Raw genomic sequence first — 25385 nt, 5'->3', positions numbered from 1 at the left:
TTCAGAAATACCCTTCCTGCTTCTTCTTTTCCATCGAACCGGCCGAATCGTGGTCGATCACCCGCCCCTGGCGTTCCGAGGTCTTGGTCAGCAGCATCTCCTGGATGATCGCCGGCAAGGTGTCGGCCCCGGACTCGACCGCGCCCGTCAGCGGATAGCAGCCCAAGGTGCGGAAGCGCACCTTCTTCATCATCGGCACCTCGCCCGGCCGCAACGGCATGCGCTCGTCGTCGACCATGATCAGCGTGCCGTCGCGCTCCACCACCGGACGCTCGGCGGCGTAATAGAGCGGGACGATCGGGATGTTCTCCAGATAGATGTACTGCCAGATGTCGAGTTCGGTCCAGTTCGACAGCGGGAACACGCGAATCGACTCGCCCTTGTGCTTGCGCGCGTTGTAGAGCTTCCACAACTCGGGGCGCTGGTTCTTCGGGTCCCAGCGGTGCTGCGCGCTGCGGAAGGAGAACACGCGCTCCTTGGCGCGCGATTTCTCCTCGTCGCGTCGCGCGCCGCCAAAGGCCGCATCGAAGCCGTACTTGTCGAGCGCCTGCTTCAGACCCTCGGTCTTCATGATGTCGGTGTGGATCGCCGAGCCGTGGGTGAAGGGGTTGATGTCCTTTTCCACGCCCTCCGGATTGATGTGCACCAGGAGATCCATGCCGGTCTCCTTCGCCATGCGGTCGCGAAAGACGTACATGTCGCGGAACTTCCAGCGTGTATCAACGTGCAGCAGCGGAAAGGGCGGCACAGCCGGGTAGAAGGCCTTCATCGCCAGATGCAGCATCACCGCACTGTCCTTGCCGATCGAGTACAGCATCACCGGGTTTTCGGCCTCGGCAACGACTTCGCGCAGGATATGGATGCTCTCGGCTTCGAGCCGTTGCAGATGGGTCAGGTTGATCGACGAAGAGATTTGCATGAAATCGGTCGGCAGGTCGGCCAGCGAAAAGCGTGAAGCCCGAATGATCGCGCATCCGGACCGCGCGCCGGCAGAAAATTTGAACGGAATGTGCTGGATCAGCGACGAAACGCCCCTTGGACCGGTATCGTCCGCCCCCGACTACACAAGCAGTCGCTAAAATACCGTGCTTTCATCCCTGCGGACCAGAACCGTGACTGCCCAGTGCCACTCCGAGTTGCTTGAAGGTCTCCTGCCCATCATCCGCGCGGCTGGCGACGTCGTCATGGCGGTATACCGCACGGACTTTGCGGTGCGCGGCAAGGACGACGCCTCGCCCGTTACCGAGGCCGACGAACGTGCCGAAGCGCTCATCCTCCCCGCGCTCGAAGCGCTGCTGCCCGGCACCCCCATCGTGGCCGAGGAAGCGGTCGCCGCCGGCAGCATCCCCGAGGTGGGCGAACTTTTCTGGCTGGTCGACCCGCTCGACGGCACCAAGGAGTTCATCAGCCGCAACGGCGAGTTCACGGTCAACATCGCGCTCATCGAGCACGGCACCCCGGTGCTGGGCGCAGTCCTCGCGCCGGCGCTCGGCCGCCTTTTCGCCGGCTGCGTCGGCGCAGGCGCGTTCGTTGAGGAAGGTGGCCAGCGCCACGCAATCGCCTGCCGCAAGGTGCCGGCCGAAGGCCTCACCGTCGTGGCCAGCCGCTCGCATGGCGATGCCACGGCGCTGGATGCATTCCTCGGCGGGCGCAAGGTCGCCGCACTCAGGAACGCCGGCTCCTCGCTCAAGCTGTGCCTGATCGCCTGTGGAGAGGCCGACCTCTATCCCCGCCTCGGACGCACCATGGAATGGGACATCGCCGCCGGCCACGCGGTGCTGACGGCAGCCGGCGGCCGCGTCGAGACCCTGTCCGGCGAACCGCTGCGCTACGGCAAGCCGGGTTTCGACAACCCGCACTTCGTTGCCTGCGGCGCCGCCTGATACGCACACTCCGCAGATGACGGCCTACCTCGTCCTCGGCTCCATCGCCGTCCTGCTCGCGCTGCTCGTGCACGGGCGCATCAGCCCCGCCATCCTGTTCGTCACCTGGGCAGGCGGCTACCACCTGCTGGGGCTGTCGAGCCAGCAGGCCTTCCTGTCCAGCTTCACCAACCCGGCGCTGGCCACGCTGATCCTGCTGCTGCTGGTGTCGCTCGCGCTGGAACGATCGCCGCTGCTCGACCACCTGTCCTCGTCCCTGCTGCGGGGCAGCCAGCCACGCGCGACGCTCAAGCTCGGCGGTTTCGCCGCGCTGGTGTCGGCGTTCATGAACAACACCGCGGTCGTCGGCGCACTGCTGGGGCCGCTCTCGAAACAGCGGCTCCACCCACCGTCGAAGCTATTGATACCGCTTTCCTACGCCTCGATCCTGGGCGGCATCACGACCCTGGTGGGCACCTCCACCAACCTCGTCGTGAACTCCTTCGCCGTCGAGTCGGGACTGCCCGCGCTGCACATGTTCCAGTTCACGCTGGTCGGCCTGCCGGTAGCGATCATGTGCATCGTCGTCATGGCGCTCGGCGCGCGACTGCTGCCGGCGAACGCGGCCACCGAGCAGGAATCGCGTTCGGCCTACTTCCTCGAGGCGCGCCTGGCGCCCGACTCGCCACTGGTCGGTCGCAGCATCGAGCAGAACCGCTTGCGCAACCTGGAAGGCCTGTTCCTCGTCGAGATCGAGCGCGACGGCCACCTGATCTCGCCGGTCGGCCCCGCGGAAGTCCTCCACGCAGGCGACGTGCTCGTGTTCACCGGCGAGATCGCCAAGGTCCAGGCCCTGCAGCGCTTTCCCGGCCTGCAGGTTTTCGGCGCAGGCGCCGACGCCCTGCTCAAGTCCAACCTGGTCGAGGTCGTCATCTCCAACCAGTCGGACCTGGCCAACCGCACCCTGCGCGATGTCGACTTCCGCACCATGTTCGATGCCGGCGTGGTCGGCATCCGCCGCGGCGACAAGCGCCTCACCGGTCAGCTCGGGCGCATCCCGCTACGCGTCGGCGATAGCCTGCTGCTGGCCGCCGGACCGGACTTCTTCCAGCACCGCAACCTCGACCGCAACTTCCACGTGCTCAATGGTGCAGGCCTGCGCCCGCGCATGACATCGCGGCAGAGCACGCTGGCGCTGTCGGGCTTCGCTGCGGTCATCCTGCTGTCGGCACTGGAGTGGCTGCCGCTGTTCAGCGGGCTACTGATCCTGCTGGCGGCGCTGCTCGCGAGCGGCCTACTGACGCTGGGCGAAATGCGCCGGCGCTTCCCGTTCGAGCTGATGATCGTGATCGGCTCCGCGCTGACGATCGCCGGTGTCATCGAGCGCTCCGGCGCCGCGGCGCTGATGGCCGGCTGGATGCGCGCCGCCTTCGACGGCTATGGCGTGTATGGCGCGTTGGTCGGCGTCTACCTGATCACGCTCGCCCTGACCGAACTCGTCACCAACAACGCCGCAGCGGCGCTGGCCTTCCCGATCGCGCTGGGCACCGCACGTGCCTTCGGCGTGGACCCGACCCCCTTCGTGATGGTGGTCGCCTACGGCGCCAGTGCGGGCTTCCTGATCCCCTTCGGCTATCAGACGCACTTGATGGTGTATTCGGCGGGGCGCTACCGCATGCGCGACTTCCTGCGCGCCGGGCTGCCGATCAGCCTCACCTATTCGATCGGGGTGCTGCTGCTGGTGCCGCTGGTGTTTCCGTTCCGACCCGCCTGAATCGACAACCCGCCCTGTTGGCGGGCACTGCCCGCGAAGGGAGAGTGCGTCTCAATAGAAACGCCTATCGCGGCACCTCCGCAGCCGTTTTCCGGCCCAAGGCGGTTGTCGCCTTCACGCTCTGAGTCTAACCTTGTGGCATTGCATCATCCACAGCCTCCCACAAGCCCAGACCGTCATGAACGCAACCTATTTGCTGCACCAGCTCATCTTCTCGTCCGCCCATCGAACGCCCGACGCGGTCGCGCTGACCTTCGGCGCCGAACACCGCACTTATGACGCACTGGCTGTCGAAGTGCAGGCCTTTGCCGCCGGGCTGCGCCAACTGGGCCTGGAGCGCAGCGAGCGGGTCGGCATCTACCTGGACAAGCGCATCGAGACGGTGGTGGGCATGTTCGGCGCCACGGCTGCGGGCGGCGTATTCGTACCGGTCAATTCGATCCTCAAGCCCGAACAGGTGGGCTACATCCTGCAGGACTGCAACGTTCGAGTGCTGGTGACCTCGCCCGAGCGGTTCGCTGCGCTCGCCGAAACCCTGGGTAGCTGCCACGACCTGCGCCACGTCGTGCTCACCGGCAATCCTGCGGAACTCCCTGCCCTGCCCGGCGCATCCGTGCATCGACTCATCGACCTGCTGACGGCGCCCGCCATACCTGGCCACCGCGTCATCGACGCCGACATGGCCGCCATCCTCTACACCTCGGGCAGCACCGGCCGGCCCAAGGGCGTCGTGCTCTCCCACCGCAACATGGTCACCGGCGCCAAGAGCGTTGCCGAGTACCTCGGGAACAACCCCGACGACACCCTGCTGGCGGCGCTGCCGCTGTCTTTCGACGCAGGCTTCTCGCAGCTGACCACCGCCTTCCACAGCGGCGCGCGCGTCGTCCTGCTCAACTATCTGCTGCCGCGCGACGTACTGAAGGCCATCGAGAAGGAGAAGGTCACCGGCCTGACCGCCGTCCCCCCGCTGTGGATCCAGCTCTCGCAGTTGAAGTGGCCGGAGACCATCACCGAGCACCTGCGCTACATCGCCAACACTGGCGGCCGCATGCCGCTCGAGACTCTGACCACGCTGCGCGGCATGCTGCCGAAGACCCGGCCCTTCCTGATGTACGGCCTCACCGAGGCCTTCCGCGCCACCTACCTGCCGCCCGAAGAAGCCGACCGCCGCCCCGACTCGATCGGCAAGGCCATCCCCAATTCCGACGTGGTCGTGCTGCGCGAGGACGGCAGCGAATGCGCCCCCAACGAACCGGGCGAGCTCGTGCAGCGCGGCGCGCTCGTCGCGATGGGCTACTGGAACGACCCCGAGAAGACCGCCGAACGCTTCAAGCCCCTGCCCAGCCACGCGCCGGGCCGACAGAACGGCCTTGTGCTGCCCGAGATCGCCGTGTTCTCCGGCGACACCGTGCGGCGCGATGAAGAAGGCTTCCTCTACTTCATCGGCCGCCGCGACGAGATGATCAAGACCTCCGGCTATCGCGTCAGCCCCACCGAGGTCGAGGAGATCCTGTACGCGACCAAGCTCGTCGGTGAATGCGCGGCCTTCGGCGTCGCACACGACACCCTGGGCCAGAGCATCACGGTCATCGCCACACCGCCGCAGGGAGGTTCGCTCGACACCGCCGCGCTGCTGGCCGAATGCCGCCGGCGCATGCCGGCCTACATGGTGCCGACGCGCATCGAGGTGCGCGACGGGCCGCTGCCGCGCAACCCCAACGGCAAGATCGACCGCAAGACGCTGTCGAGCGAGGTTTGACCAAGCTCGGCGGTGCTCATGTCTCGCGGATGTGAAGGGGCCCTGCAGCCCCCTCGCCCGATTGCTGCGCGGCGCTGCCGACGCGCGCATGCGGCACTTCTCCATACGGCACTGCTCATAGCCGCCTGCATCCTGCCATCGGATCTGGCTGCAGCCGTCATCCGCGTCGGTCCGGGCGAAGCCTTCACGCGCATCGCTGATGCGGCGAAGGCCGCACGGGACGGCGACATCGTCGAGATCCTGCCCGGCGAGTACCGGGGCGATGTCACGGTGTGGAACCAAAAACGCCTGCTCATCCGGGGTATCGGGGAGCGTCCGGTGCTGATTGCCGACGGCAAGAACGCGGAGGGCAAGGCCATCTGGGTAATCCGCAACGGCGACATCCAGATCGAGAACATCGCGTTCCACGGCGCCCGCGCCAGTGACGGCAACGGCGCGGGCATCCGCTTCGAGCGGGGCCGCCTCGAGGTGCGAGACAGTCACTTCGTCGACAACCAAACAGGCATCCTGACTGCCAACTTCGAGGACGCGGAGCTCATCATCCGCGACAGCCTTTTCGCTCAGGCGCCTCGGCAGACACAGCCGCTGCCGCACCTGCTGTACGTCGGCCGCATCGCCCGCTTCGAGATCAGCGGCAGCCGCCTCCATCAGGGTTACCACGGCCACTTGGTCAAATCGCGCGCGCGCTACAACGACATCCGCTACAACCTGCTCCTCGACGGTCCGGGCGGCGAAGCCTCCTACGAGATCGACCTGCCCAACGGCGGTCTGGCCTTCCTCATCGGCAACATCATCGGCCAGAGTGCCGGCACCCAGAACCCCGTGGTGATTGCCTACGGTGCAGAAGGCAAGGCCTGGCCCGACAGCGCGCTCTACCTGTCACACAACACCCTGCTCAGTGATCGCCTGACCGGCACCTGGTTCCTGCGCACCTTCAGCGACAAGTTGCCCGGCAACGTCGAGGTGCTTGGCATCAACAACATCACAGCGGGCATCGGTGCCTTCACGCTCGCGGCGAGCGGTGATTTCCGCGGCAACGTGCCCCTTCCCCCTGGCGGTCTGCTAGCACCCGACACACTCGACTTTCGCCCGAGCGGCGCCGAGCTGCTGCGTCACCTCACCACGCCGGCCGGTAGCGCACGCGGCGTCTCGCTCGTGCCCGAAGCGGAGTTCGCACTGCCGATCGGCACCCGTCCGCTCACCCCGTCGTCAAACTGGTTGCCCGGCGCGTTGCAGAACGACTTCTGAGTGCAGGAGGCGGTCGGGACGCTGCACAGCCACGGGTAACCCGCACTTCTGTCATATCCGGATCGCACTCGGCACTGACAATCCCGCCTTCATGCGGCATCATCCCGTCGATTCGAAACTTTCCAGCCTTCGCGGCCAACGGAGTTCAGTGTGCTCGAGCGGTTCTGTGGTGTTCTTCACGCGTCGGACGCAGTCACCGACACCAGCCGGATCTTTCCCGAAAACCTGGCGCGTCTGCAGTTTCCCCAAGGTGCCATCGGTTACCGGACGGATGTAACGGTCTTCCAGGATGACGGCAGCGTCTGCCTTGCGCTTGGCTCCCCCCGCTTCAAGAACGCCGCCCTGCAGCAACTCAAAGAGCAGCGCGGCGCCGCCGCGGCCTGGGCGCAGGCCTTCCGCACCCACGGAGACGCCGCTGTACAGCAAGCCGCCGGCCGCTTCAGCGTCATCCTGATCGCCCGGGATGGCAGCCAGGCATTGCTCGCCACCGACCGCTTCGGCACCTGGCCCATCTGCTATGCCGAACACGAGGGACGACTGCATTTCTCCGACCGCGCCGACACGCTCCCCGGCGTCCCGCGGAAGATCTCGTCGCAGGCGGTATTCGAATACCTATTTTTCCACATGATCCCGGCGCCGACGACCATCTTCGAAGGCGTCTTCCGGCTTCCCCAGGGCCACCTGCTCAAGTGGCAGGATGGCAAGGCCGAATGCCGGCGCTGGTGGCAAGCGGTCTTCGAGGAAGACAACACCCCGAGCCTGGAGGAATCCAAAGCACGCTTCCTCCAGATCATCGAGGACGACGTACGCCGCGAGGCCGAGGGCGCCAGCGTGGGTTGCTTCCTGTCGGGCGGCACGGACAGTTCCACTGTCACCGGCATGCTGTGCAAGGTGGTCGGCCAGCCTGCGCGCGCCTACTCCATCGGTTTCGATGCCAGTGGCTATGACGAGATGGAGTACGCCCGCATCGCCGCCAAGCGCTTCGGCGCGGACCACCGCGAGTATTACGTCACTCCCGACGACCTCGTGGCAGGCATTCCGCAGGTCGCCACCCACTACGACCAGCCTTTCGGCAACTCGTCGGCCCTGCCCGGCTGGATCTGCGCCACGCGCGCGCGCGAGGATGGCATCGAGCGCATGCTCGCCGGCGACGGCGGCGACGAACTGTTCGGCGGCAACACCCGCTACGCCAAGCAGCGCATCTTCGGCTGGTACGACGGCGTGCCCGGCCTGCTGCGCCGTGGCCTGCTCGAGCCCACGCTGGCCCTGCCCGGCATGGGCCGCATCCCGCTGCTCAAGAAAGGTGTCAGCTACGTCGAGCAGGCCCGCGTGCCCATGCCGGACCGCATCCACATGTACAACATGCTGATCCAGTTGGGTATGGACACCGTCTTCGCGCCCGACTTCATCGCGCGTGTCGACACCGACCGCCCCTACCGCGCGCAGCGCGAGGTGTGGCAGGCCACCAATGCCAGCGCCCACATTAACCGCATGCTCAACTACGACTGGAAGTACACATTGGCCGACAACGACCTGCCCAAGGTCGTCGGCACCACCCAGTTGGCCGGCGTGGATGTGGCCTTCCCGCTGCTCAGCGACGAACTCACCGACTTCTCGCTCACGCTGCCGCCGGAATGGAAGCTAAAGCGCCTGACACTGCGCTGGTTCTTCAAGGAAGCCCTGCGCGGCTTCCTGCCCGACGAGATCATCGCCAAGAAGAAGCACGGCTTCGGCCTGCCCTTCGGTGTCTGGGCCTGCCAGCACACGGGGCTGAAGGCGCTTGCAACCGATGCCCTGGGCAGCTTCCGCAACCGCGGCATCGTCCGCCCGCAGTTCATCGACGAACTCCTGAAGACGCACCTGCCGGCCCACCCCGGCTACTACGGCGAAATGGTGTGGATCCTGATGATGATGGAGTTCTGGATGCGGGAACACGAGACGGCCTGACGCACGTCAGTGCCCCTCATCACCACCGACGAAACAGCCGATCACACGCTGCGCAAAGCCCTGCCGAATCGAGACTCGAAATGACCGAAACCCGCAAGCTGCCCGACCACACGCCGATGAACCAGTTTCGCAGCGCCGGAGGCGACCTGCTCATCAACGACCAGCCCATCAGCCGCATTGCCGCACGTGTGGGACGCACGCCCTTCTACGCCTACGACCGCAGTCTGCTCAGCGCCCGCGTAGCGCAGTTGCGCGCCGCCCTGCCGGCCGAGGTCAAGCTGCACTATGCGATGAAGGCCAACCCCATGCCGGCACTGGTGTGCCACATGGCGACACTGGTCGACGGCATCGACGTGGCGTCCGCGGGCGAGCTGATGGTGGCGCTGGACGCCGGCGCCGATCCGCAGGAGATCAGCTTCGCGGGCCCCGGCAAGACCGACGCCGAGCTGCACCAGGCCGTGGCCGCAGGCATCCTGGTCAACGTCGAATCCTTCCGCGAGTTGCCCATCCTCGCCGCCGCCCAGCAGGCGCTCGGCCTGCCGGCGCGCGTCGCGGTACGCGTGAATCCAGACTTCGAACTGAAGTCCTCGGGCATGAAGATGGGCGGCGGGCCCAAGCAGTTCGGCGTCGACGCCGAACAGGTCCCCGAGTTGCTCGCCGCGATCGGCCGCGCCGGGCTCGCCTTCGAAGGCTTCCACCTCTTCGCCGGCTCGCAGAACCTCAAGCCCGAAGCCATCGTCGAGGCCCAGCAGAAGAGCTTCGCGCTCGCCTGCCGGCTGGCCGAGCACGCGCCGTCGCCGGTCAGGTTCCTCAACCTTGGCGGCGGCTTCGGCATCCCCTACTTCCCGGGCGAACAGCCGCTAGATCTCGCCCCGATCGGTGCCAACCTCGCCGACATCGTGGCGCAGGCGAAAACTGCCCTGCCGCAAGCCGAGATCGTCATCGAGCTCGGCCGCTACTTCGTGGGCGAAGCGGGGCTATACGTCGCCAAGGTGCTGGACAAGAAGGTCTCGCGCGGCCACACCTACCTCGTCACCGACGGCGGCCTGCATCACCACCTGTCCGCCTCGGGCAACTTCGGCCAGGTCATCCGCAAGAACTACCCCGCGGCCATCGGCAACCGCATGGACGCAACCGAGCAGGAAACCGTCTCCGTCGTTGGCCCGCTATGCACACCGCTCGACCTGCTGGCCGACCGCATGAACCTAGCCGCGGCCGGGCCGGGCGATCTGGTGGTCATCTACCAGTCGGGCGCCTATGGCGCCACGGCCAGTCCGCAAAGGTTTTTGGGGCATCCGGCGGTCACCGAAGTACTCATCTGAGCAGCCACCGCGCGTCGAGCGCTCGAGCCAATCCGGAGTCGCCGGAAGACGTCGGGCGCCGAGTGCTAAGGCGCCCGTGCCGCCGCACCCCCGCCCTGCAGCCCCAGCGCCGCGAACATCAGCAGATACGCGAGCATCGCCAGGCGCGGCGCGTCCACCAGGCTGTCGAAGGCGCCGACGATGAAGAAGGCGGTCAGGCCGGCAAGCAAGGGCGGGGCCAAGGGGTGCGCTGACGCGCGCCCCAGCGTCAGGCGCGACGTCGCGGCCACGCACAACAGAGAGAACGCGACCAGTCCCAGCCACCCCTGCTCCACAAAAAAGTGGAGCCACAGGTTCTTGGCATGCCAGGGCAAGTGATGACGATCGCTGGAGAAGAACCAGTAATCCGCCCCCTGCTCGAAGTGTCCGTTGCCCAGCAGCTCACGCCCACGCGCATCGATCAGGCTCAGCTCGTCCACCTCGAGCAAGGCGCGGCTGTTGTTGGCAATCGAGAACACCGTCGGCCGTGGAAAGCCCGCAGCCGGCACGCCGAGACGCCCCGGGGGCAACATCAACTGGTAGGTGTTCCAGGCGCTCCCCTGCGGCACCCGGATACCAACTGTCGTGCACCCCCCGTCGTACAACAGGTGCTTGCGGCACACCTCCACCGCCAGCCGGGCATCCTGCTCGGGAGCGCGCAGGCGCACCGCCAGCTGCAGGGGCGCAGCCAGGCCCGGCGACACGCGCTGAGAAACCCGGTACAGCTCACCAAAGCCCAGCACGTGACGCGGTGCCCCCAGCTTCAGATAGGGATTCCCCGCGTCGAAACCCAGGGTGTGCGACCCCGGGAACACCTCCTGCGGTGCGTGCCAGAAATACGCCTCGGCAAACTGCCCCACACCCACGCCCAGCCACTGTGCCCCCTGCGCAGACGGCAGCGATGCGGCATAGGACCAGTGTGCAAAGCGGCCTTCCAGATCGGCAGCGGCACGCTCCATGCGCTGGGCCGCGTAGTAGGTGTTGAGGCTCACCACAGTCAGGGCCATCGCGCCCAGGCAGAGCGAAACCAGCACCCAACCATGCACCGTCGGCCGCCAACAGCGCGCGGGCTGCAGGCGCACCCACGCAAGCGGCAAGAGGACGAAGAGCGTGCACAGCAGGGCCGGCAACAATCCGCCTGATTCGGCCCAGTGGTGGCTCACCAGCACCGCGTTCGCCGCCAGCCACCCGAGCAGGCCCAGCACCAGACCGACCGCCACACGCTCAAGCCGTGCCGGAAGATGCGCGAACAAAGCCCAGCCCAGCGCCACCGCATTGAATGCATAGGCGAGGTACACCCCTTTCGGCACAAGGACGATGGCGATCGCGCTCGCAACAGTCCCCGTCAGTGCAAGCAGCAGCGCAGCCCCCAGCGCACGGCCCGACGCCAGCGCGAACACCGGAGCCACCCCGAAGACTGCCAGCGCAAGGCCCAGCATGGCCGCCAACCCACGAAAACCGCCGGCCTGGAACACCCCGCCGAGCAGCCAGATGCACGCCGCCGCAAACCCGGCCCACACAAGCACCGCCGGAAGCGACACCCGCCATGCCCCACGCCGCAGCATCGCGAGCAGCAGTACCACAACCCCCACTGCCAAGCCCAGGTACAGCCCGCGGGAGAAGGTCGTGAAGCTCGCGTAGGCCAGCACAGCAAGCAACCCCGCCCCGATCGCCAGCCGGCGTGCATCACGCTCACCCAGCACCCACCACAAGGCCACGGGCACCGTCAACGCCAGCCAGCCGTCCAGCGTGGCGCCGCCCACGTTCATCTCCCAGAACAGTGCCGTAGTGCGGTAATCGCTCGCGAAGTCCGACACGCCGGTGAACGCCCAGCGCTCCCACACCGCAGCCAGTGAAACCAACACAGCTCCTGCCACCAACCCGAACACCAGCGTCTGCGTCGCCGTCTGCGGTCGGTCGCGCAAGGCCTGCGCCAGCAGCGGCAGCAACAACACGGCCCAGAGAAAACCCTTGGCGAGGCGCGGCCCGTTCAAGGCGGTGCCGTACCCCATCCATAGCGCTGCATCGCCCGCCGCCTCGGCCACCGCAGACCACTGCGTCGACACGAGAAAGCTCAGACCCAGCAATGCGACCACGCCGAGCTGAAGCGGGCCGAACCGCCAGGGCCGCCCGCCCTTAATATCGGCTCGCGACAGACGCACGGGGGCCATCGACTGCACACTGCCCACCAGCAGCGCGCTCATCACCAGCGCATCGCTCTCGGTCAGGTGAATGGCGCCTGACCAGCCGGCCAGATCGACCACGGGCGCCAGCGCCGGCACACAGAACAGCCAGGCGTCGCGGCGTGCGCTCATCAGGGCAACAAAGCCGATCGCGATCACACACCCGGCGACCACGCCGAAGGGGTGACGCAGGGCAAACACCACCAAGCCCGTCAAACCACACAGCGCCAGCAATCCCCAGCCCGTCGGTGTCAGCGCGCTGCCCTTCAAGCTTCCCGAATGCGCCCCCATGCTCCGCCTTCCCCCTGTCCTGAATAAGCAGCCAGTCTACGGGGCAATCGGGTCAGACTCCATCGATCCTCACATTCTTTGAAACACCGTCCTTGAACGGCAGCAGCACCCGGCACACCACCTCGAAAGACGCACCTGCAGCCTCCATGGTCCGGGCAGCCCTCGACAACGGCATGGACCCGCGCGCAACGGCCCGGACGCACAAATCCACCACCCGGCGCAGCTTGGTCTGCGTACGTTGCTCCATTTCCTCTCCTGATCCGCTAAGCAGCCTGCAAACGCACTGCAGTTGCAAAAACACATTTGCATCGCTCTAAGCAAGAACCGTTCTTGCTTGATGAGCGCAGCTGAACCGTTTCTGGATCAATGACCTGGAATACGCGCATCGCGAGCAGGACGCTCAAGACCCGGAACGGTGTAAGAAACCTCGACACCCAGGTGCCCATCCGCGAGCGCAGCCATGCAACCAAGCAATGCACCATGCGGGCACGCCCTTTGACCTGCTGACAATGCACTTTTCATCGGTCATTATCACGTGCCACCCTAGGCGCTCCGCGACGCGTGACAGCCAATGCTCTTCAACTCGTACGAATTTCTTTTCCTGTTCCTGCCGATTACGCTCGCAGGCTACTTCTGGGTAGCGCGGCGAGGTCATGAGCCAGCGATTGTCTGGCTGGTGCTGGCTTCGCTGTTCTTTTACGCGTGGTGGCGGCCGGTTTATCTGCTGCTGCTGCTCTTTTCGATGCTCGTTAACTTCGGCCTCGGTAGCCTGCTCGAACTCGCGCACCGCCAAGGCCTTCGGCATGTTGGCAAAGCCTGGCTGACGGCTGGTGTCGCCTTCAACCTCGCCCTGCTCGGCTACTTCAAGTACGCCAACTTCACCGTCAACAGCCTCAACGCCATCGCAGGCACCAACCTCCACCTCGACACCATCATCCTGCCGCTAGCAATCTCCTTCTTCACCTTCCAGCAGATCGCCTACCTCGTCGACGCATACCAAGGCCAAGCGCGCGAATACCGGTTCGCCCACTACGCGCTCTTCGTCACCTTTTTCCCACAGCTCATCGCCGGCCCCATCGTCCATCACCGCGACATACTGCCGCAGTTCATGAAGCCCGGTGCGCTCATGCCGCGGGCGCAGAACATGGCCATCGGCCTCAGCATCTTCGCCCTCGGGCTTTTCAAGAAGACCGTCCTCGCCGACGGCGTCGCCCAGTACGCCACTCCGGTCTTCAATGCCGCCGCCGCGGGTAGCACGCTTAGCTTCTTCGAAGCCTGGGGTGGCGCGCTCGCCTACACGCTTCAGCTCTACTTCGACTTCTCCGGTTACTCCGACATGGCAATCGGGGCCGCGCGCATGTTCGGCATTGTCCTGCCGGTCAACTTCCACTCGCCCTACAAGGCCACCAACATCATCGAATTCTGGCGGCGCTGGCACATGACGCTGTCGGCATTCCTACGCGACTACCTCTACATAGCGCTCGGCGGCAACCGCGCAGGGCGGCTCATGCGCTACCGCAACCTCATGCTCACCATGCTGCTCGGCGGCCTGTGGCACGGCGCGGGCTGGGCCTTCGTCGCCTGGGGCGCGCTGCACGGCCTGTATCTGTGCATCAACCACGCCTGGCGGCACACCACCGCACGCCTCTGCCCGCAGGGGTTGCTTCCAGCACCGCTTGCCAAGGCCCTGTCGTGGCTCGTCACCTTCGTCGCCGTCGTCATCGGCTGGGTATTCTTCCGCGCAGGCAGCTTCGACACTGCCGTCGCCGTGCTGCAGGGCATGGCCGGCCTCAACGGCATCGCACTGCCCAACGCCATCGCCGCACGACTAGATGCGGTGTGGCCCGTACTCGCCAGCTTCGGCTTCAACACCTACCTCGGCGGCGGCTCGCAGTTCGTCTTCACTTGGCTGTGGATCGCCGCGCTGCTGCCAATCGCTCTCATCATGCCCAACACGCAGCAGATCATGCGCTACTCCCAGCCCGGCCTTCATCTGCATCGAGGTCGCGACGAAGACGAACTCCAGCCAGGCAAGCAACTCACGGACAAACTCGCTTGGCACGAAAGCATCAGCTGGGCCATTGGCATCGGTCTGCTCGCCTCAATCGCCGTGCTCGCCATGACGCGCATCTCCGAATTCCTCTACTTCCAGTTCTGAACCCGCCATGGACAGCCCCACCGCCTCGCGTCGCTTCCTGCTCTGGTTGGCGCTCAGCTTTGCCCTGGTGTGCGCTGCAGTTGCCTGCCTCAATTACCTCATCGACCCCTACGGCCTGTTCGGTACCCCCCGCACCCAAGGCTTCAACGCCATAAAGCCCGCCGCCGCTGAACGCGTGCGAGTTGCCAAGCCCTACATGGCCACCGCTGCACGCCCGGCCACAGTCATCGCCGGCAACTCACGCCCCGAACTCGGTCTCAACCCGCAAAGCCCCTGTTGGCCTGATGACTACAAACCGGTCTTCAACACTGGTATCCCCGGCGCCAGCTTCTACATGCAGACGCAGTACGCAAAGCACGCCCTAATGGCCGGCGGCGGCAAACACGTCCTGCTCGCGGTTGACTTCCTGGATTTTCTGGAGGACGAAGACGCGCCGGCCCACGCGCCCAACTGGCCCGCGCTGGCACGGAGCTACGCCGGGCGCCTTCACATCCGCAGCGAGGATGTTCCCGCCTGGCAACTCATTCAACTGCAGGCCCGGGACAAACTCGGCGCACTGTTCTCACTCACAACCCTGACTGACTCGCTCGAAACCGTGATCCAGCAGCAGGTCCCCCTCACGTCGGACCGTAGAGCCGACGGTTTCAATCCCGGGCGTGACTATCAGGCCATTATTCGGAGCGAAGGACAGCACGTTCTCTTTGCACAGAAAAACGCGGAGCTGCGCACCCGCCTATCCAAGCCTACGCTCGGCCTCCTACCTCGCGGCCAGCAGAGCTCGGAAAGCTTTGACGCCCTGCGCAATTTTTTAGACTGGGCGCGGCAGCACGAGTTATCCGTCACGCTCTTCATCAATCCTTACCACGCCGACTACCACCGAATCATCGCCGAATCGGGATTGGGCGACACCTACGCGCAGTGGGTCAGCAAAATTGAAGAAATAGCGACGACTTCGGGCGTGCCGTTCAAGAACTTCAACACGCAAGGGCTCGATCTGGACGAGGAGCCACCTGGCCCGGAGATTCTGAACAAGCACATACGGTGGTTTTGGGAGCCTGCGCACTACACGGCAGAGTTGGGCGAGGTGATGCTTGCACGGCTCCTCGACAACAACAGCTGCCTACCTAACTGAGAGCGATCCACAACTCACCCGCCCCCCGCGAACCGCCGCCCCTGCCGTTGAAAGCGTCATCCTTGGGGGCTAGGCTTTTGACATTACATCTATGCCTCGTCAAGATCGACGCCATAATTAACACAACAGCGAGCCACTCATGAAACTCACCATCTTCGGTACCGGCTACGTCGGTCTCGTCACTGGCGCGTGCCTGGCAGAAGTCGGCCACACAGTCGTCTGCATAGACATCGACCAGCGCAAGATCGACAAGCTCAAAGCCGGGGTCATACCGATCTGGGAGCCGGGCCTGCAGCCCATCGTCGAGCGCAACGTCGCCGAGGGCCGGTTGCGCTTCACCACCGATGTGGAAGATGCGGTCAAACATGCCGAGGTGCAGTTCATTGCCGTCGGTACACCGCCCGACGAAGACGGCTCGGCCGACCTCCAGTACGTGCTCGCAGTGGCCGAGAGCATCGCCCGCCACATGCCGAGCTACCGCGTCATCGTCAACAAGTCCACAGTCCCGGTCGGAACCGCAGACAAGGTCCAGGCCAAAGTCGAACAGATCCTTGCAGAGCGCGGCGAGCAGATCGCCTTCGATGTCGTTTCCAACCCCGAATTCCTCAAGGAAGGTGCCGCCGTCGGTGACTTCCTGAAGCCCGACCGCATCATCATCGGCACCCGCTCGGCCAAGGCGCAAGAGCGGATGCGAGAGCTCTACGAGCCTTTCAACCGCAACCACGAACGCACCATGTTCATGGACGTGAAGAGTGCCGAGCTCACGAAGTACGCCGCTAACGCCATGCTCGCCACCAAGATCAGCTTCATGAACGAGCTCGCCAACATGGCCGAGATCGTGGGCGCGGACATCGAGGAAGTGCGCAAGGGTATCGGTGCCGATCCGCGTATCGGTTACCACTTCATCTACCCCGGCTGCGGCTACGGTGGGTCCTGCTTCCCCAAGGACGTCCAGGCTCTGGGTCGCACCGCCGACCAGATCGGCTACGAGGCCCCGCTGCTCAAGGCCGTCGAAGCGGTCAACAATCGCCAGAAGACCACCCTCTTCGCCAAACTGGCCCGCCACTTCGGCGGCGCCGACAAGCTCGCAGGCAAGACGATCGCCGTCTGGGGCCTGGCCTTCAAGCCCAATACCGACGACATGCGCGAGGCCCCCAGCCGCGTGCTCATCGAGGCGCTGTGGGGCGCCGGCGCCAAGGTACAGGCCTTCGATCCGGTGGCAATGGACGAGACCCGGCGCATCTACGGCGACCGGCCTGATCTCGCACTGTGCGGCAACAAGTACAGCGCGCTGGAAGGCGCCGATGCACTGGCAATCTGCACGGAATGGCAGCAGTTCCGGGCACCGGATTTCGAGGAAATGGCGAACCTGCTCAAGGGCAAGGTCATTGTGGACGGACGCAACCTCTACAGCCCGAACCGTCTGGAAGAAGACGGCTGGCAGTACTTCAGTGTTGGCCGCCCCGCACGCCAGCGGACATGATGAAGAACTAGACGACCTCCGCGGGATGAGTCATGCCGTCATGGACTCGCGTTGCCGACATAACTCCCCGCCACGTAGCCTGAGCAAGCCCAGCAGTCGTAGCCGCAGTGATATCGCCTCGCAGGCCCAGCGCTCCCTGGAGTGCCCCTGCAAAGCGAGCCGTTTTGCGTCAGCACCATGTAGCTTTTTTCACTTTGAAGTTCGGACGTGAGGAATTCGTCATGAGAGGTGCCGCTGTCAGCCTGCTGGATAACCTGCGACGCGCCGTGGAATGGCGCAGCATCAGGGTGCATGATCGTTGCGTCCTTGCGTTGGCACGCCTCAAGCGGCGACGACTCAAGGATACGGTTTTCGTTGGCATCACCGGCTCAGCCGGAAAAACCACAACGAAGGACCTGGCCGTGGCCATCCTGCGCCGTCTCGGCCCGGTCAGTTGCAATCATGCGTCGCTCAACTACCTTCCTGAAGTCGGAATGGTCATCCTCAACACACGGGGCCGGGACCATTTCTCTGTCATAGAGATCGCAACCCTGCTGCCCGGCGACATTGCCTGCAAGACCGAGCTGGTACAGCCGAAGATTGGGGCACTGACCGTAGTGCAGCGGGAGCACGTGAAGAGTTTCGAGTCGATCGAGGCAATTGCGGACGAAAAGGCGGCGATGATCCTGGCCCTGCCCGAGAACGGCGTCGCCGTCCTAAATATCGACGACCCTCTCGTGCAATCGATCGGGGCCCGGACCCGCGCAAGATGCCTCTGGTTTGGCAGCGCACCGCAGGCGGACATCCGGCTCATTGAAGCAACGTCTTCCTGGCCCGACCCCTTGACGCTCGTCATCGAGTACCAAGGCGTGCAATACCGGTGCGCTACCGCCATACACGGCAAACACCTGGTGGTGCCCGTTCTCGCTGCCATTGGCATCGGCATCGCTGCAGGCGCCCCCATCGAGACGTGCCTGGCTGCGCTCGGAGACGCGACGACGACACCGGGACGGATGCAGATTGTCAGCGAATCCGACGGGGTCACCTTCATCCGCGACGACTACAAGGCTCCGTACTGGTCGTTCCCCATAACGCTCGAGTACCTGCGGGACGCCAGAGCAAAGCGCAAGGTCGCGATCATCGGGACCATCTCCGACTATTCGCTTTCCGCATCCAAGCTCTACCCCAAAGCGGCGCGGCTGGCCATGGACGTCGCCGACCTCGTCGTCTTCGTCGGGCCTCATGCCTTGCGAGCGCTGAAGGCAAGACAAAGTGAAGACGATCACTCCCTGGTCGGCTTCACGGAACTCGAGGACGCCCACCGTTTCCTGCAGCGCGAATTACGCGAGGGTGATCTGGTCCTGTTGAAGGCATCGAATCACGCCGACCATCTCTTTCGACTCCTGCTCGCCCGCCGCCGTCAGGTTCTCTGTTGGCGTCGGGACTGCGGCTTTAACCGCTTCTGCGATGCCTGTCCGGAACTGGACAAGCCGGCCCATGGCGCGAACGTGGCGACCGCATCGGTAGTCGCATCCGGCATCACGACAGGCCCCGACATAGCTTCCCCCGGCATCGGATCACCAGCGCACTCGAGCGAATCAGTCCACCCGGGATGGCTCATCGTGGGCATGGGAAACCACGGCGAAGCCTACACCGGCACTCCGCACAACATCGGTTTCGCCGTACTCGACCACCTTGCCGAGCGGCTATCAGCACAGTGGCAGATGACCAACGAAGGGATGCTGAGTCACGCGAAGCTCAACGATCACGAAGTCATCCTGTTCAAGCCGTCAACACTGACGAACTTGTGCGGCCCTTTCGTTGCCCGCACCCTGCAACGATTTGGCGTGCACCCCAACCGCATCGCCCTTGTTCATGACGATGCCGACCTCAACCTGGGCGACGTGCGCTCGAAGCACAGTGGGAGTGACGGGGGACACAAGGGATTGCGTTCAGTTTTCTCAGCGTTGGGGAATGGTGGTGCAATCTCGCGCATCCGCGTCGGCGTACGCAAGACGGATCGCGCAGGAAGCTCGGCACGCTCGATCGTGCTCGAACGGTTTCAGGAAGAGGACCACGACCTGCTCCGAAGCGCACAAACCAAAGCGATCGAGCAGGTTCAGACCGTCATTGCGAATGGTGGTCGCTAACCGGTATGTGCCGCGATCCGGTTTAGCCACTCGAGCGTCGCCAACTCGATCGCATGTCGATGCTCCGAACTTGAAAACGTGTGATCAGCATCGTCGAAGTGCCGCAGTACGCAACGCTCTGAGCGGATCAGCGCCGACCAGTTGCGGTCGGCGGCCACGCACTGCTCGAACTCCCGTGCCACGTAATCCCGTCCACTCAGAAAGACGGCAATCGGCACGCTGCACGACTGCAGCCCCTTGATCATCCGCTCAGGCACGCTCGCCTGCTGGCCGGCGCCGGACGCCTGCCCGTCCGCGCCCGCCGCCTGTCCAACCGCAGATGTCACGCCACCCAAGGCCCTGCGAATGCTGACCCCGCCCCGCAGCAGCTTGAGCCAGAACTGCCGGTCAAAAAGCCGGCGCAGGTAATAGTGCTTGAGCATCGTCCGTGCCTCACCGGAAGCGGTGCGCACCCAGGGATTCAGCAGTACCGCGCCGCCCACGCGCGCGTCGCGTCCAAGGCCAAAACAGATCGCGCTCGCGCCGTCACACAGGCCCCACAGCACGACCTTGGCCACGCCGGGCACCTCGCGCACGAATGCATCGATGGCCGCCTCGAGATCCAGCGTCACACCCTCGAAGTCCCGCGCGGCGCCAGTCGCGTCGCCCATTCCGCGGTAATCGAAGCGCATGCACGGCACGCCGTTATCGGCAAGGAATCGCGCCAGAAGTACGAACTGGCGGTGACTGCCAACGCGATACTGAGGCCCCCCCACCACGATCACCACACCGATCCTGGCGGGCCGTTCACTCGCCGCGGGCTGGGTCACGACACCGATCAGCCGTTCGCCCTCGCAGTCGAAACTTACGGCTCGCTCAGTGTGCACGGCGCCACCCTTCCAGCACCTCGCACGATGCCTCGATGAGCGTCGGAGACGTCTCGATCTCCTGGGTCTGCCAGAAGGCAGGCCCCTGAAGGGCCCGCGCCTCCACCGTGCCCCCCTGCTTGCGCAATCGATCCACGAGCAGGCGCAAAGCGGGGGAACACTCGGGTTCCGCCTGGCCTACCAGCTCGAACATGCAGATCGGCGCGGCATGACCTGGCGCAATGTCCAGAACCGACGACTCCAGGCCATCGACCAACTCCGGCGCAATTGCATACCCCGCAACCTCGACCACCTGCCGCTCGGCCAAAGCCTGTCGCAATGCAGACATCGTTGCCTTCGCATCCGCCTCAGCCAGCATTTCGCTGACGCCCTTCAGGCGCAAGAACTGCTGCAGATGCTGCTTCCCGTTGCTCACGGGCTGCCATGCCAACCAAGGCAACGCTCTACCGGCCTTCTTCATCCAGTCCGCGGCGAGCAGGCTACCGGCGCGCAGACTCCAGATCACTGTCGGCGCATCGTCGTCCTGTTCCAGCCAGGCACATGCTCGATCGACATCGTCCAGCCAAGCCGCCCAGCTGGCATCACCAAAATCGCCCGCGCTGTCACCACAGCCGAGCAGGTCGTGCTGCAGCACACGCCAACCACGCTCGGCAAAAGCCTGGGCAGCCAGCGCCATCATGCGCCGTGACTTGTTCAGCTCTTCTGCAAACGGCGGCACCAAAAGCACATTGCCGGCGCGCGCCGAGGCGTGATGTGTATGTACGCAAAAGCGCCCACCCCCCCCGGCTTCCAGAAAGAAGGCCTCGCGGACCACGTCCGTCATGCTCAGGCGAGCTTGCCTTCCACAAACTCCACCAAGGTACCCACGGTCGCGAACGACGATCCGTCGATCTCATCGTCTTCAACAACGAACCCGAAGCGCTCCTCGATCAGGTTGATCAAGCCGACCACCGCCATCGAGTCAAGCTCGGGAACCGCTCCGAGCAAGGGCGTATCCAGGTCAAACGAATGTGCACGCCCACCAAGGCTGAGCACCTCATCGATGACGGCCAGCACTTCCTTCTTGATATCCAAAACAGTCTCCTGTGATCTTGCGTTGAGTTTCGTCCAGCCAGTACAGCCCGATGCGCGGCCAGGAAGCGCGCGTATTATATGGCCAGCATCCGCTCAACCTGCATAAACAGGCTGGCATTCCGCCTGCCGCCGACACTGCCTCGTGACCCACCCATGTTAGCCGCCCGTCTGAAAAGCGTATTCAACCAGTTCGGCGTTCGCGAAGGGCTTTACTACCTCGCAGCCAAGGCACTCTCCGCCGCCAGCCGCGGCCACATCACCTTCATCAGGTACCACTTCGTCGCACAACCCGTTCCCGAAACCTCCACACCTGGCAACCGCACGTCCGCAAAGAGCACCGTCCGCCTCGTCAGCCCTGGGGATCCTGTCGTGGCGAGCTTTCCGCGACCGGCCGAGGTCATCGCCAACCGGTTTGCCAACGGCAGCACCTGCTTCGTGGCCGAAACCAACGGACGTTTTTCCGGATTCCTCTGGCTTGCCCACGGTGCATACGAAGAAGACGAAGTGCGCTGCCGATACGTCCTTGCCGATCCGTCCCGCTGTGCATGGGACTACGACGTCTACGTCGAACCCGACTTTCGCATCGGCCGCACCTTCTCCCGCCTGTGGGAGGCCGCCAACACGCACTTGGCTTCAGAGGGGGTGCGCTGGAGTCTGTCGCGCATCTCGGCGTTCAACCCAGCCTCGCTCGCCGCGCATCGACGACTCGGCATAAGGAAGGTTGCCACGGCAAGTTTTCTAAAATGTGGCCGCCTGCAACTCAGCGCACTGGACCGCCGTCCTTATCTGCACCTCAGCCTGTCTGCGCGAAGGCCAGTGCTGCGACTCAGTCCGCCTCACTGAAATGGGACGGGCCCTGCAGGCGCAGCCGCGAAACGGGGCGGCCTACTGTGGCAACTCTCTCCAAGCGCCGGCCCTGCGCAGACGGTCCTTCAGCCCCGGGAGCGGAAAGCCACGGGCATAGGCGGCATGCGCACTCTCCAACGCCTTGTCATGCTGCTTCAGGTCCATGTAGGCCAGCCCGAGGTTGTAATGCACATTGGCGTCATCGCCAGCAATCTTTCGTGCCTCCTCGAGCTTCTTCACCGCCTCACTGGGACGCCCATGTTTAAGGTGGTACAGCCCATAGATCACCTTCACCATGCCGTCTTCAGGTTGGTAGGTTTCGGCTCTTTGAAGAAAACAGGCAACCGTGTAACTTGCGCCACGCGGCTGGCTAGCCTTTTCCTTGATCCCGAGGTTCACCATCGCCATCAACGCGCGGTGGTGATTCGGGAAAGCCCTCAACGTGTAGCTGAGATCACCACCGAAAGGCCCGGTCTTCTGCCTGGTGAAAGTCTCGACGCCCACATCGAAGTGGTATTTCTCCACCACCGGCAGCTTGTCCTTGTCTACCCGATAGTCATGAGGCCCGTAACCACCCGGCTGCTTCTGCAGGGTTCCACAGCCCATCGCCTCCAGCCCGCTCTGTCCGATTGCTACGCCAGGCAGCAGGCAGGCCGTCATCACAGCCAAGCAGATAGACTTCGATCGGATTCCCATTTTTCTCGCCTTTCATCAATCATGGCTAACGTCGCCGTCAATTCGACAAGAACACGAACACACCATGCCCGCTCAGACATCACCTGCGCTTGATCAATTGCTGGACGGCCTGACTACAGCAATCGCCGAATGGGTCCACCCCAAACTCGGCCTTGTCGATGCGCACACCGGCAAGGCGACGCCGCCCGACCACTATGGGCAGACCTGCGCAGCGCTCGCGCTATGTTCCCCCAACCAGGGTCAGGCGTGCAAACGCGATGCTGCCCTCGCAGCCTGGCTGGGCACACCGATCAGCCAGATCGGCCACCTTCCGTTCAACCGCCTCACCCTGCACCTGATGGCCATCCTGTTCGGAGACCAGTTCGACAGCTCGCAAGCTGCCATGATCCAGAGCGGGATCAAGCGCTGCCAACTTCGCAAGCACTATCCGTCAAACAACTGGACGCTTCTCGCTGCCACCTGCACGCTGCTCGAGGCCACGCCCGCGCAACGTCCCCGCCTCGCCAGAGCACTGGCCAGCATGATCCGGCGCTGGACGACCCACAAGGGCGGGTTTATTGACTACCCTGCGAACCCCGGCAAGGCAATCTGCACGCCGCTCGCCTATCACCACAAAGCCCTGTTTCTTGGTGCGCTCGCCCTGCGATTCTGTGCCGATGATGAACTTGCTGCGCAGACGCGGCGGCTCTTCGACTGGCTGGTTCATTGTTGGGACGATGCCGGTTATGCAGGCGGTTTTGGCCGCAGCACCCATGCGCTGTTTGGCGACGCCTGCCTCATCGCTGCGCTGATCCTGCTCGACGTCCCCGAGCACGGCCCCGCCGACGCGCTGGCACGACGCCTGCATCGCCAAGTGCGCTCCGACGGCTTTCTGTGGCTCGACCCCTGGGGCCCCAACCAAGGCCCCCGGCACTGGGACGACTACATGCACCTTTCCATCTACAACGCCTGGGCTGCCGCAATCCTTCGCGCAGCGCGCGAGGTACAGGCGCGCTACCCGCTCGCCCCGGGCCTGCAGGCACTGCAGTGGCGAGCCAATCGCAGCGGGCTGTTCCACGACGAGCAAGCCGGGCTCGCGAGCTGGCGGGATGAAGCCGGCAACGTGATCCTACTCAGCACCACCGGCCAACCGCCGCAAGCCCCCGCCGGCTGCACCGCGGATCTGCGATACAGCGGCGGGCGGATTTACCACCTCCGGGTTGGCAGCAGCCCGGCCGTCATGACCCCAGGCTACCGCGGGCCGCTCTCGCAGCTTCAATCCACCCCGGCCCTGGCCGGCCCAACGCCACTCCTGCGCGAGGACACCCGGCTGTGTGTCATCGATCGCTACCCAGATCCGGTGCTCGAAGCCACCGCAAGCGGCTTCACCCTCCGCCTGCACGGACAGGCCCATCTGGTTGCCCCCTCGCCCCCTGCATCCCTCCGCAGGCGCATCGTGGCCGCCATCGACTGGCGCTTCCTCGGCGGGCGCCTGGGTCGCGGCGCGAATCTGAAACGTACCCCCCTACCCGGGCACGACGCCAGCCGGACGTTACAACTCGACGCCAACCCCCAAGGCTTCACGGTCACGGAGGAACTTACGCTCCTGCCTTTCTCCCACGCGCGCTGCGTGCATCCGGCCAGCAAGCAGTTCAGCGAGCCGGCAGGGGCACCGCCGGGGAACACCGCGCCCTACGTCTATCGGCAATGCAGGCGCTACGGTCTCGCCACGGGCACGGCATCCTCCGCACCTACTTAGCAGCCCAGCCGCAGACGCTCCAGTTCGATGGTCTGCAGTGCTGGCCGCATATACCACGTCGCCTGACTCCGCGATGTCAGCAGATCGGCACCGGTCCGCGCATACAATTGGGTTTTCCGCAGCGAGGCCGTCGCTGCCGCCGGCGCCTGCCGAAGGTAAGAAAAGAATGCCCGCCGCGCCGCGCGGTAGTAAGCATGGTCAGTTGCCGACATCACCGCCTTGACGCGCTTGTCCTCATAGGGGATGTCAGCGTATTCCGGATAGGCGCGGCGGATGGTCTCGTCATGCAGGCGACCGCCCTCCATCATCGAAGGGTCAAGTGAAAATAGAAAGTCGAAAACGTCATGATCCAGATACGGCACGTGCACCACCGGTATCTGATGAAGGGTCGCAAATGGTATCAAGGCGATGTAGCGTCGAGTGCGGTTTCCGAAAACGAACGACAAGACCGGATTCGGAAGGCCCGCATGCCTGCGCAATTCCGGCACCAACCTGCCCACCGCCTCTTCCAAGCCGATCCGGGAATAGAACGCATCGGTGAATACGCTGCGCAGCATCGGCTCGGCATTGCTTTCGCCCAGAATGAGCCGCGCCAGCTCCTCCCACGACTCCTCGCGGAACAATGCCGTCTTGCGGTTATCCAGCATAAAACCGGCCGAAAGGACTTCCCCGGCCAAGCCGTCGTAGACGGTCGAAAAATCACCCACCAACCGCGACGCAAGCGGCAGAACCCAGGCATGCCCACCCCCACAGTGGTTGGTCATGTGAATATCCTTAAGGTCTGCGTCAAAGGAGCTCTGCGGTCTGTCGATCTCAATAGTCGGCCCTGAAATATTCAATTTCCCGCTTTCAGCGGCTG

20 protein-coding genes are annotated in these 25385 nt (G+C 64.6%); 12 read left to right on the top strand and 8 right to left on the bottom strand.

The genetic code is table 11. The annotated features are described in order from the left end of the window. Window position 1: 1 nt before the first annotated feature. Window positions 2–919, bottom strand: coding sequence for a sulfate adenylyltransferase subunit CysD (gene cysD, locus CGK74_RS09225; RefSeq protein WP_094268200.1), 918 nt, complete (start codon window positions 917–919; stop codon window positions 2–4). 193 nt (window positions 920–1112) lie between these two features. On the opposite strand from cysD, the gene cysQ reads away from it, so the two are divergent. From cysQ to CGK74_RS09195, 6 genes are all read left to right on the top strand, one after another. Next, the gene (gene cysQ, locus CGK74_RS09220; protein WP_094268199.1) at window positions 1113–1883 is read left to right on the top strand and encodes a 3'(2'),5'-bisphosphate nucleotidase CysQ; all 771 of its coding nucleotides are present in this window, start codon (window positions 1113–1115) and stop codon (window positions 1881–1883) included. 16 nt (window positions 1884–1899) lie between these two features. Further along, window positions 1900–3636 carry an SLC13 family permease gene (locus CGK74_RS09215; RefSeq protein WP_094268198.1) on the top strand — a complete coding sequence of 579 codons (1737 nt, stop codon included), beginning with the start codon at window positions 1900–1902 and terminating at the stop codon, window positions 3634–3636. Window positions 3637–3814: 178 nt separating this feature from the next. Further along, window positions 3815–5395, top strand: a complete 1581-nt coding sequence (locus tag CGK74_RS09210) for an acyl-CoA ligase (AMP-forming), exosortase A system-associated (protein ID WP_094268197.1) — start codon at window positions 3815–3817, stop codon at window positions 5393–5395. An 18-nt stretch (window positions 5396–5413) separates the two neighbouring features. After that, window positions 5414–6643: a right-handed parallel beta-helix repeat-containing protein gene (locus CGK74_RS09205; protein ID WP_240498677.1), complete on the top strand. Its 1230-nt coding sequence runs from the start codon at window positions 5414–5416 to the stop codon at window positions 6641–6643. Window positions 6644–6793: 150 nt separating this feature from the next. Continuing rightward, window positions 6794–8590 carry an asparagine synthetase B family protein gene (locus CGK74_RS09200; protein WP_094268196.1) on the top strand — a complete coding sequence of 599 codons (1797 nt, stop codon included), beginning with the start codon at window positions 6794–6796 and terminating at the stop codon, window positions 8588–8590. An 80-nt stretch (window positions 8591–8670) separates the two neighbouring features. After that, window positions 8671–9912, top strand: coding sequence for a pyridoxal-dependent decarboxylase, exosortase A system-associated (locus CGK74_RS09195; RefSeq protein ID WP_206186226.1), 1242 nt, complete (start codon window positions 8671–8673; stop codon window positions 9910–9912). Between the two features lie 65 nt (window positions 9913–9977). Here the strand turns inward: CGK74_RS09195 and CGK74_RS09190 are convergent, their stop codons facing one another. Together CGK74_RS09190 and CGK74_RS09185 are read right to left on the bottom strand one after the other, a co-directional pair. Beyond that, entirely contained in the window at window positions 9978–12404 is a 2427-nt protein-coding gene (locus CGK74_RS09190) for a hypothetical protein (protein WP_094268195.1), read from the bottom strand. Between the two features lie 52 nt (window positions 12405–12456). After that, on the bottom strand, window positions 12457–12651 hold the full coding sequence (locus CGK74_RS09185) for a hypothetical protein (protein ID WP_048706080.1): 195 nt from the start codon (window positions 12649–12651) through the stop codon (window positions 12457–12459). Window positions 12652–12975: 324 nt separating this feature from the next. Between CGK74_RS09185 and CGK74_RS09180 the strand changes: the two genes are divergently transcribed. The 4 genes from CGK74_RS09180 (at window position 12976) to pth (ending at window position 19306) form a co-directional block, all read left to right on the top strand. Then, on the top strand, window positions 12976–14562 hold the full coding sequence (locus CGK74_RS09180; RefSeq protein WP_094268194.1) for an MBOAT family O-acyltransferase: 1587 nt from the start codon (window positions 12976–12978) through the stop codon (window positions 14560–14562). Window positions 14563–14569: 7 nt separating this feature from the next. Continuing rightward, entirely contained in the window at window positions 14570–15694 is a 1125-nt protein-coding gene (locus tag CGK74_RS09175) for a hypothetical protein (RefSeq protein ID WP_094268193.1), read from the top strand. Between the two features lie 139 nt (window positions 15695–15833). Further along, window positions 15834–17177, top strand: a complete 1344-nt coding sequence (locus CGK74_RS09170; protein WP_094268192.1) for a UDP-glucose dehydrogenase family protein — start codon at window positions 15834–15836, stop codon at window positions 17175–17177. 221 nt (window positions 17178–17398) lie between these two features. Beyond that, entirely contained in the window at window positions 17399–19306 is a 1908-nt protein-coding gene (pth, locus tag CGK74_RS09165) for an aminoacyl-tRNA hydrolase (protein ID WP_094268191.1), read from the top strand. On the opposite strand, the gene CGK74_RS09160 is transcribed toward pth, so the two are convergent. Genes CGK74_RS09160 through CGK74_RS09150 form a run of 3 tightly spaced genes read right to left on the bottom strand, consistent with a single transcriptional unit; the run spans window position 19303 to window position 21246 of the window. Next, window positions 19303–20115: a hydrolase 1, exosortase A system-associated gene (locus CGK74_RS09160; protein ID WP_240498676.1), complete on the bottom strand. Its 813-nt coding sequence runs from the start codon at window positions 20113–20115 to the stop codon at window positions 19303–19305. The two genes, pth and CGK74_RS09160, sit on opposite strands and share 4 nt — an antisense overlap. 46 nt (window positions 20116–20161) lie before the next feature. Continuing rightward, window positions 20162–20995, bottom strand: a complete 834-nt coding sequence (locus CGK74_RS09155) for a hydrolase 2, exosortase A system-associated (protein ID WP_094268189.1) — start codon at window positions 20993–20995, stop codon at window positions 20162–20164. A gap of 2 nt (window positions 20996–20997) precedes the next feature. Then, complete coding sequence (locus CGK74_RS09150) at window positions 20998–21246, bottom strand: acyl carrier protein (protein WP_048706093.1); 249 nt, start codon at window positions 21244–21246, stop codon at window positions 20998–21000. A gap of 153 nt (window positions 21247–21399) precedes the next feature. Here CGK74_RS09150 and CGK74_RS09145 point away from each other — a divergent pair, with 153 nt between their 5' ends. Beyond that, entirely contained in the window at window positions 21400–22089 is a 690-nt protein-coding gene (locus CGK74_RS09145; protein WP_094268188.1) for a GNAT family N-acetyltransferase, read from the top strand. 42 nt (window positions 22090–22131) lie between these two features. Here CGK74_RS09145 and CGK74_RS09140 read toward each other — a convergent pair whose 3' ends face one another. Then, window positions 22132–22752: a tetratricopeptide repeat protein gene (locus CGK74_RS09140; protein ID WP_094268187.1), complete on the bottom strand. Its 621-nt coding sequence runs from the start codon at window positions 22750–22752 to the stop codon at window positions 22132–22134. A gap of 100 nt (window positions 22753–22852) precedes the next feature. On the opposite strand from CGK74_RS09140, the gene CGK74_RS09135 reads away from it, so the two are divergent. Continuing rightward, on the top strand, window positions 22853–24526 hold the full coding sequence (locus tag CGK74_RS09135; RefSeq protein WP_133091815.1) for a prenyltransferase/squalene oxidase repeat-containing protein: 1674 nt from the start codon (window positions 22853–22855) through the stop codon (window positions 24524–24526). On the opposite strand, the gene CGK74_RS09130 is transcribed toward CGK74_RS09135, so the two are convergent. Further along, on the bottom strand, window positions 24523–25385 hold an 863-nt coding region (locus CGK74_RS09130; protein WP_206186225.1), incomplete at its 5' end, for a hypothetical protein. The genes CGK74_RS09135 and CGK74_RS09130 overlap by 4 nt on opposite strands.

This window comes from Thauera propionica, assembly GCF_002245655.1.
Lineage (GTDB): Bacteria > Pseudomonadota > Gammaproteobacteria > Burkholderiales > Rhodocyclaceae > Thauera > Thauera propionica.
This window is presented reverse-complemented; position numbering and strand designations above follow the sequence as displayed.

Coding starts and splice junctions, on each gene's coding strand:
- cysD (WP_094268200.1), bottom strand. CDS start 919: ATGCAAATCTCTTCGTCGATCAACCTGACCCATCTGCAACGGCTCGAA.
- CGK74_RS09215 (WP_094268198.1), top strand. CDS start 1,900: ATGACGGCCTACCTCGTCCTCGGCTCCATCGCCGTCCTGCTCGCGCTG.
- CGK74_RS09210 (WP_094268197.1), top strand. CDS start 3,815: ATGAACGCAACCTATTTGCTGCACCAGCTCATCTTCTCGTCCGCCCAT.
- CGK74_RS09205 (WP_240498677.1), top strand. CDS start 5,414: ATGTCTCGCGGATGTGAAGGGGCCCTGCAGCCCCCTCGCCCGATTGCT.
- CGK74_RS09195 (WP_206186226.1), top strand. CDS start 8,671: ATGACCGAAACCCGCAAGCTGCCCGACCACACGCCGATGAACCAGTTT.
- CGK74_RS09190 (WP_094268195.1), bottom strand. CDS start 12,404: ATGGGGGCGCATTCGGGAAGCTTGAAGGGCAGCGCGCTGACACCGACG.
- CGK74_RS09185 (WP_048706080.1), bottom strand. CDS start 12,651: ATGGAGCAACGTACGCAGACCAAGCTGCGCCGGGTGGTGGATTTGTGC.
- CGK74_RS09180 (WP_094268194.1), top strand. CDS start 12,976: ATGCTCTTCAACTCGTACGAATTTCTTTTCCTGTTCCTGCCGATTACG.
- CGK74_RS09175 (WP_094268193.1), top strand. CDS start 14,570: ATGGACAGCCCCACCGCCTCGCGTCGCTTCCTGCTCTGGTTGGCGCTC.
- CGK74_RS09170 (WP_094268192.1), top strand. CDS start 15,834: ATGAAACTCACCATCTTCGGTACCGGCTACGTCGGTCTCGTCACTGGC.
- pth (WP_094268191.1), top strand. CDS start 17,399: ATGAGAGGTGCCGCTGTCAGCCTGCTGGATAACCTGCGACGCGCCGTG.
- CGK74_RS09155 (WP_094268189.1), bottom strand. CDS start 20,995: ATGACGGACGTGGTCCGCGAGGCCTTCTTTCTGGAAGCCGGGGGGGGT.
- CGK74_RS09145 (WP_094268188.1), top strand. CDS start 21,400: ATGTTAGCCGCCCGTCTGAAAAGCGTATTCAACCAGTTCGGCGTTCGC.
- CGK74_RS09140 (WP_094268187.1), bottom strand. CDS start 22,752: ATGACGGCCTGCCTGCTGCCTGGCGTAGCAATCGGACAGAGCGGGCTG.
- CGK74_RS09135 (WP_133091815.1), top strand. CDS start 22,853: ATGCCCGCTCAGACATCACCTGCGCTTGATCAATTGCTGGACGGCCTG.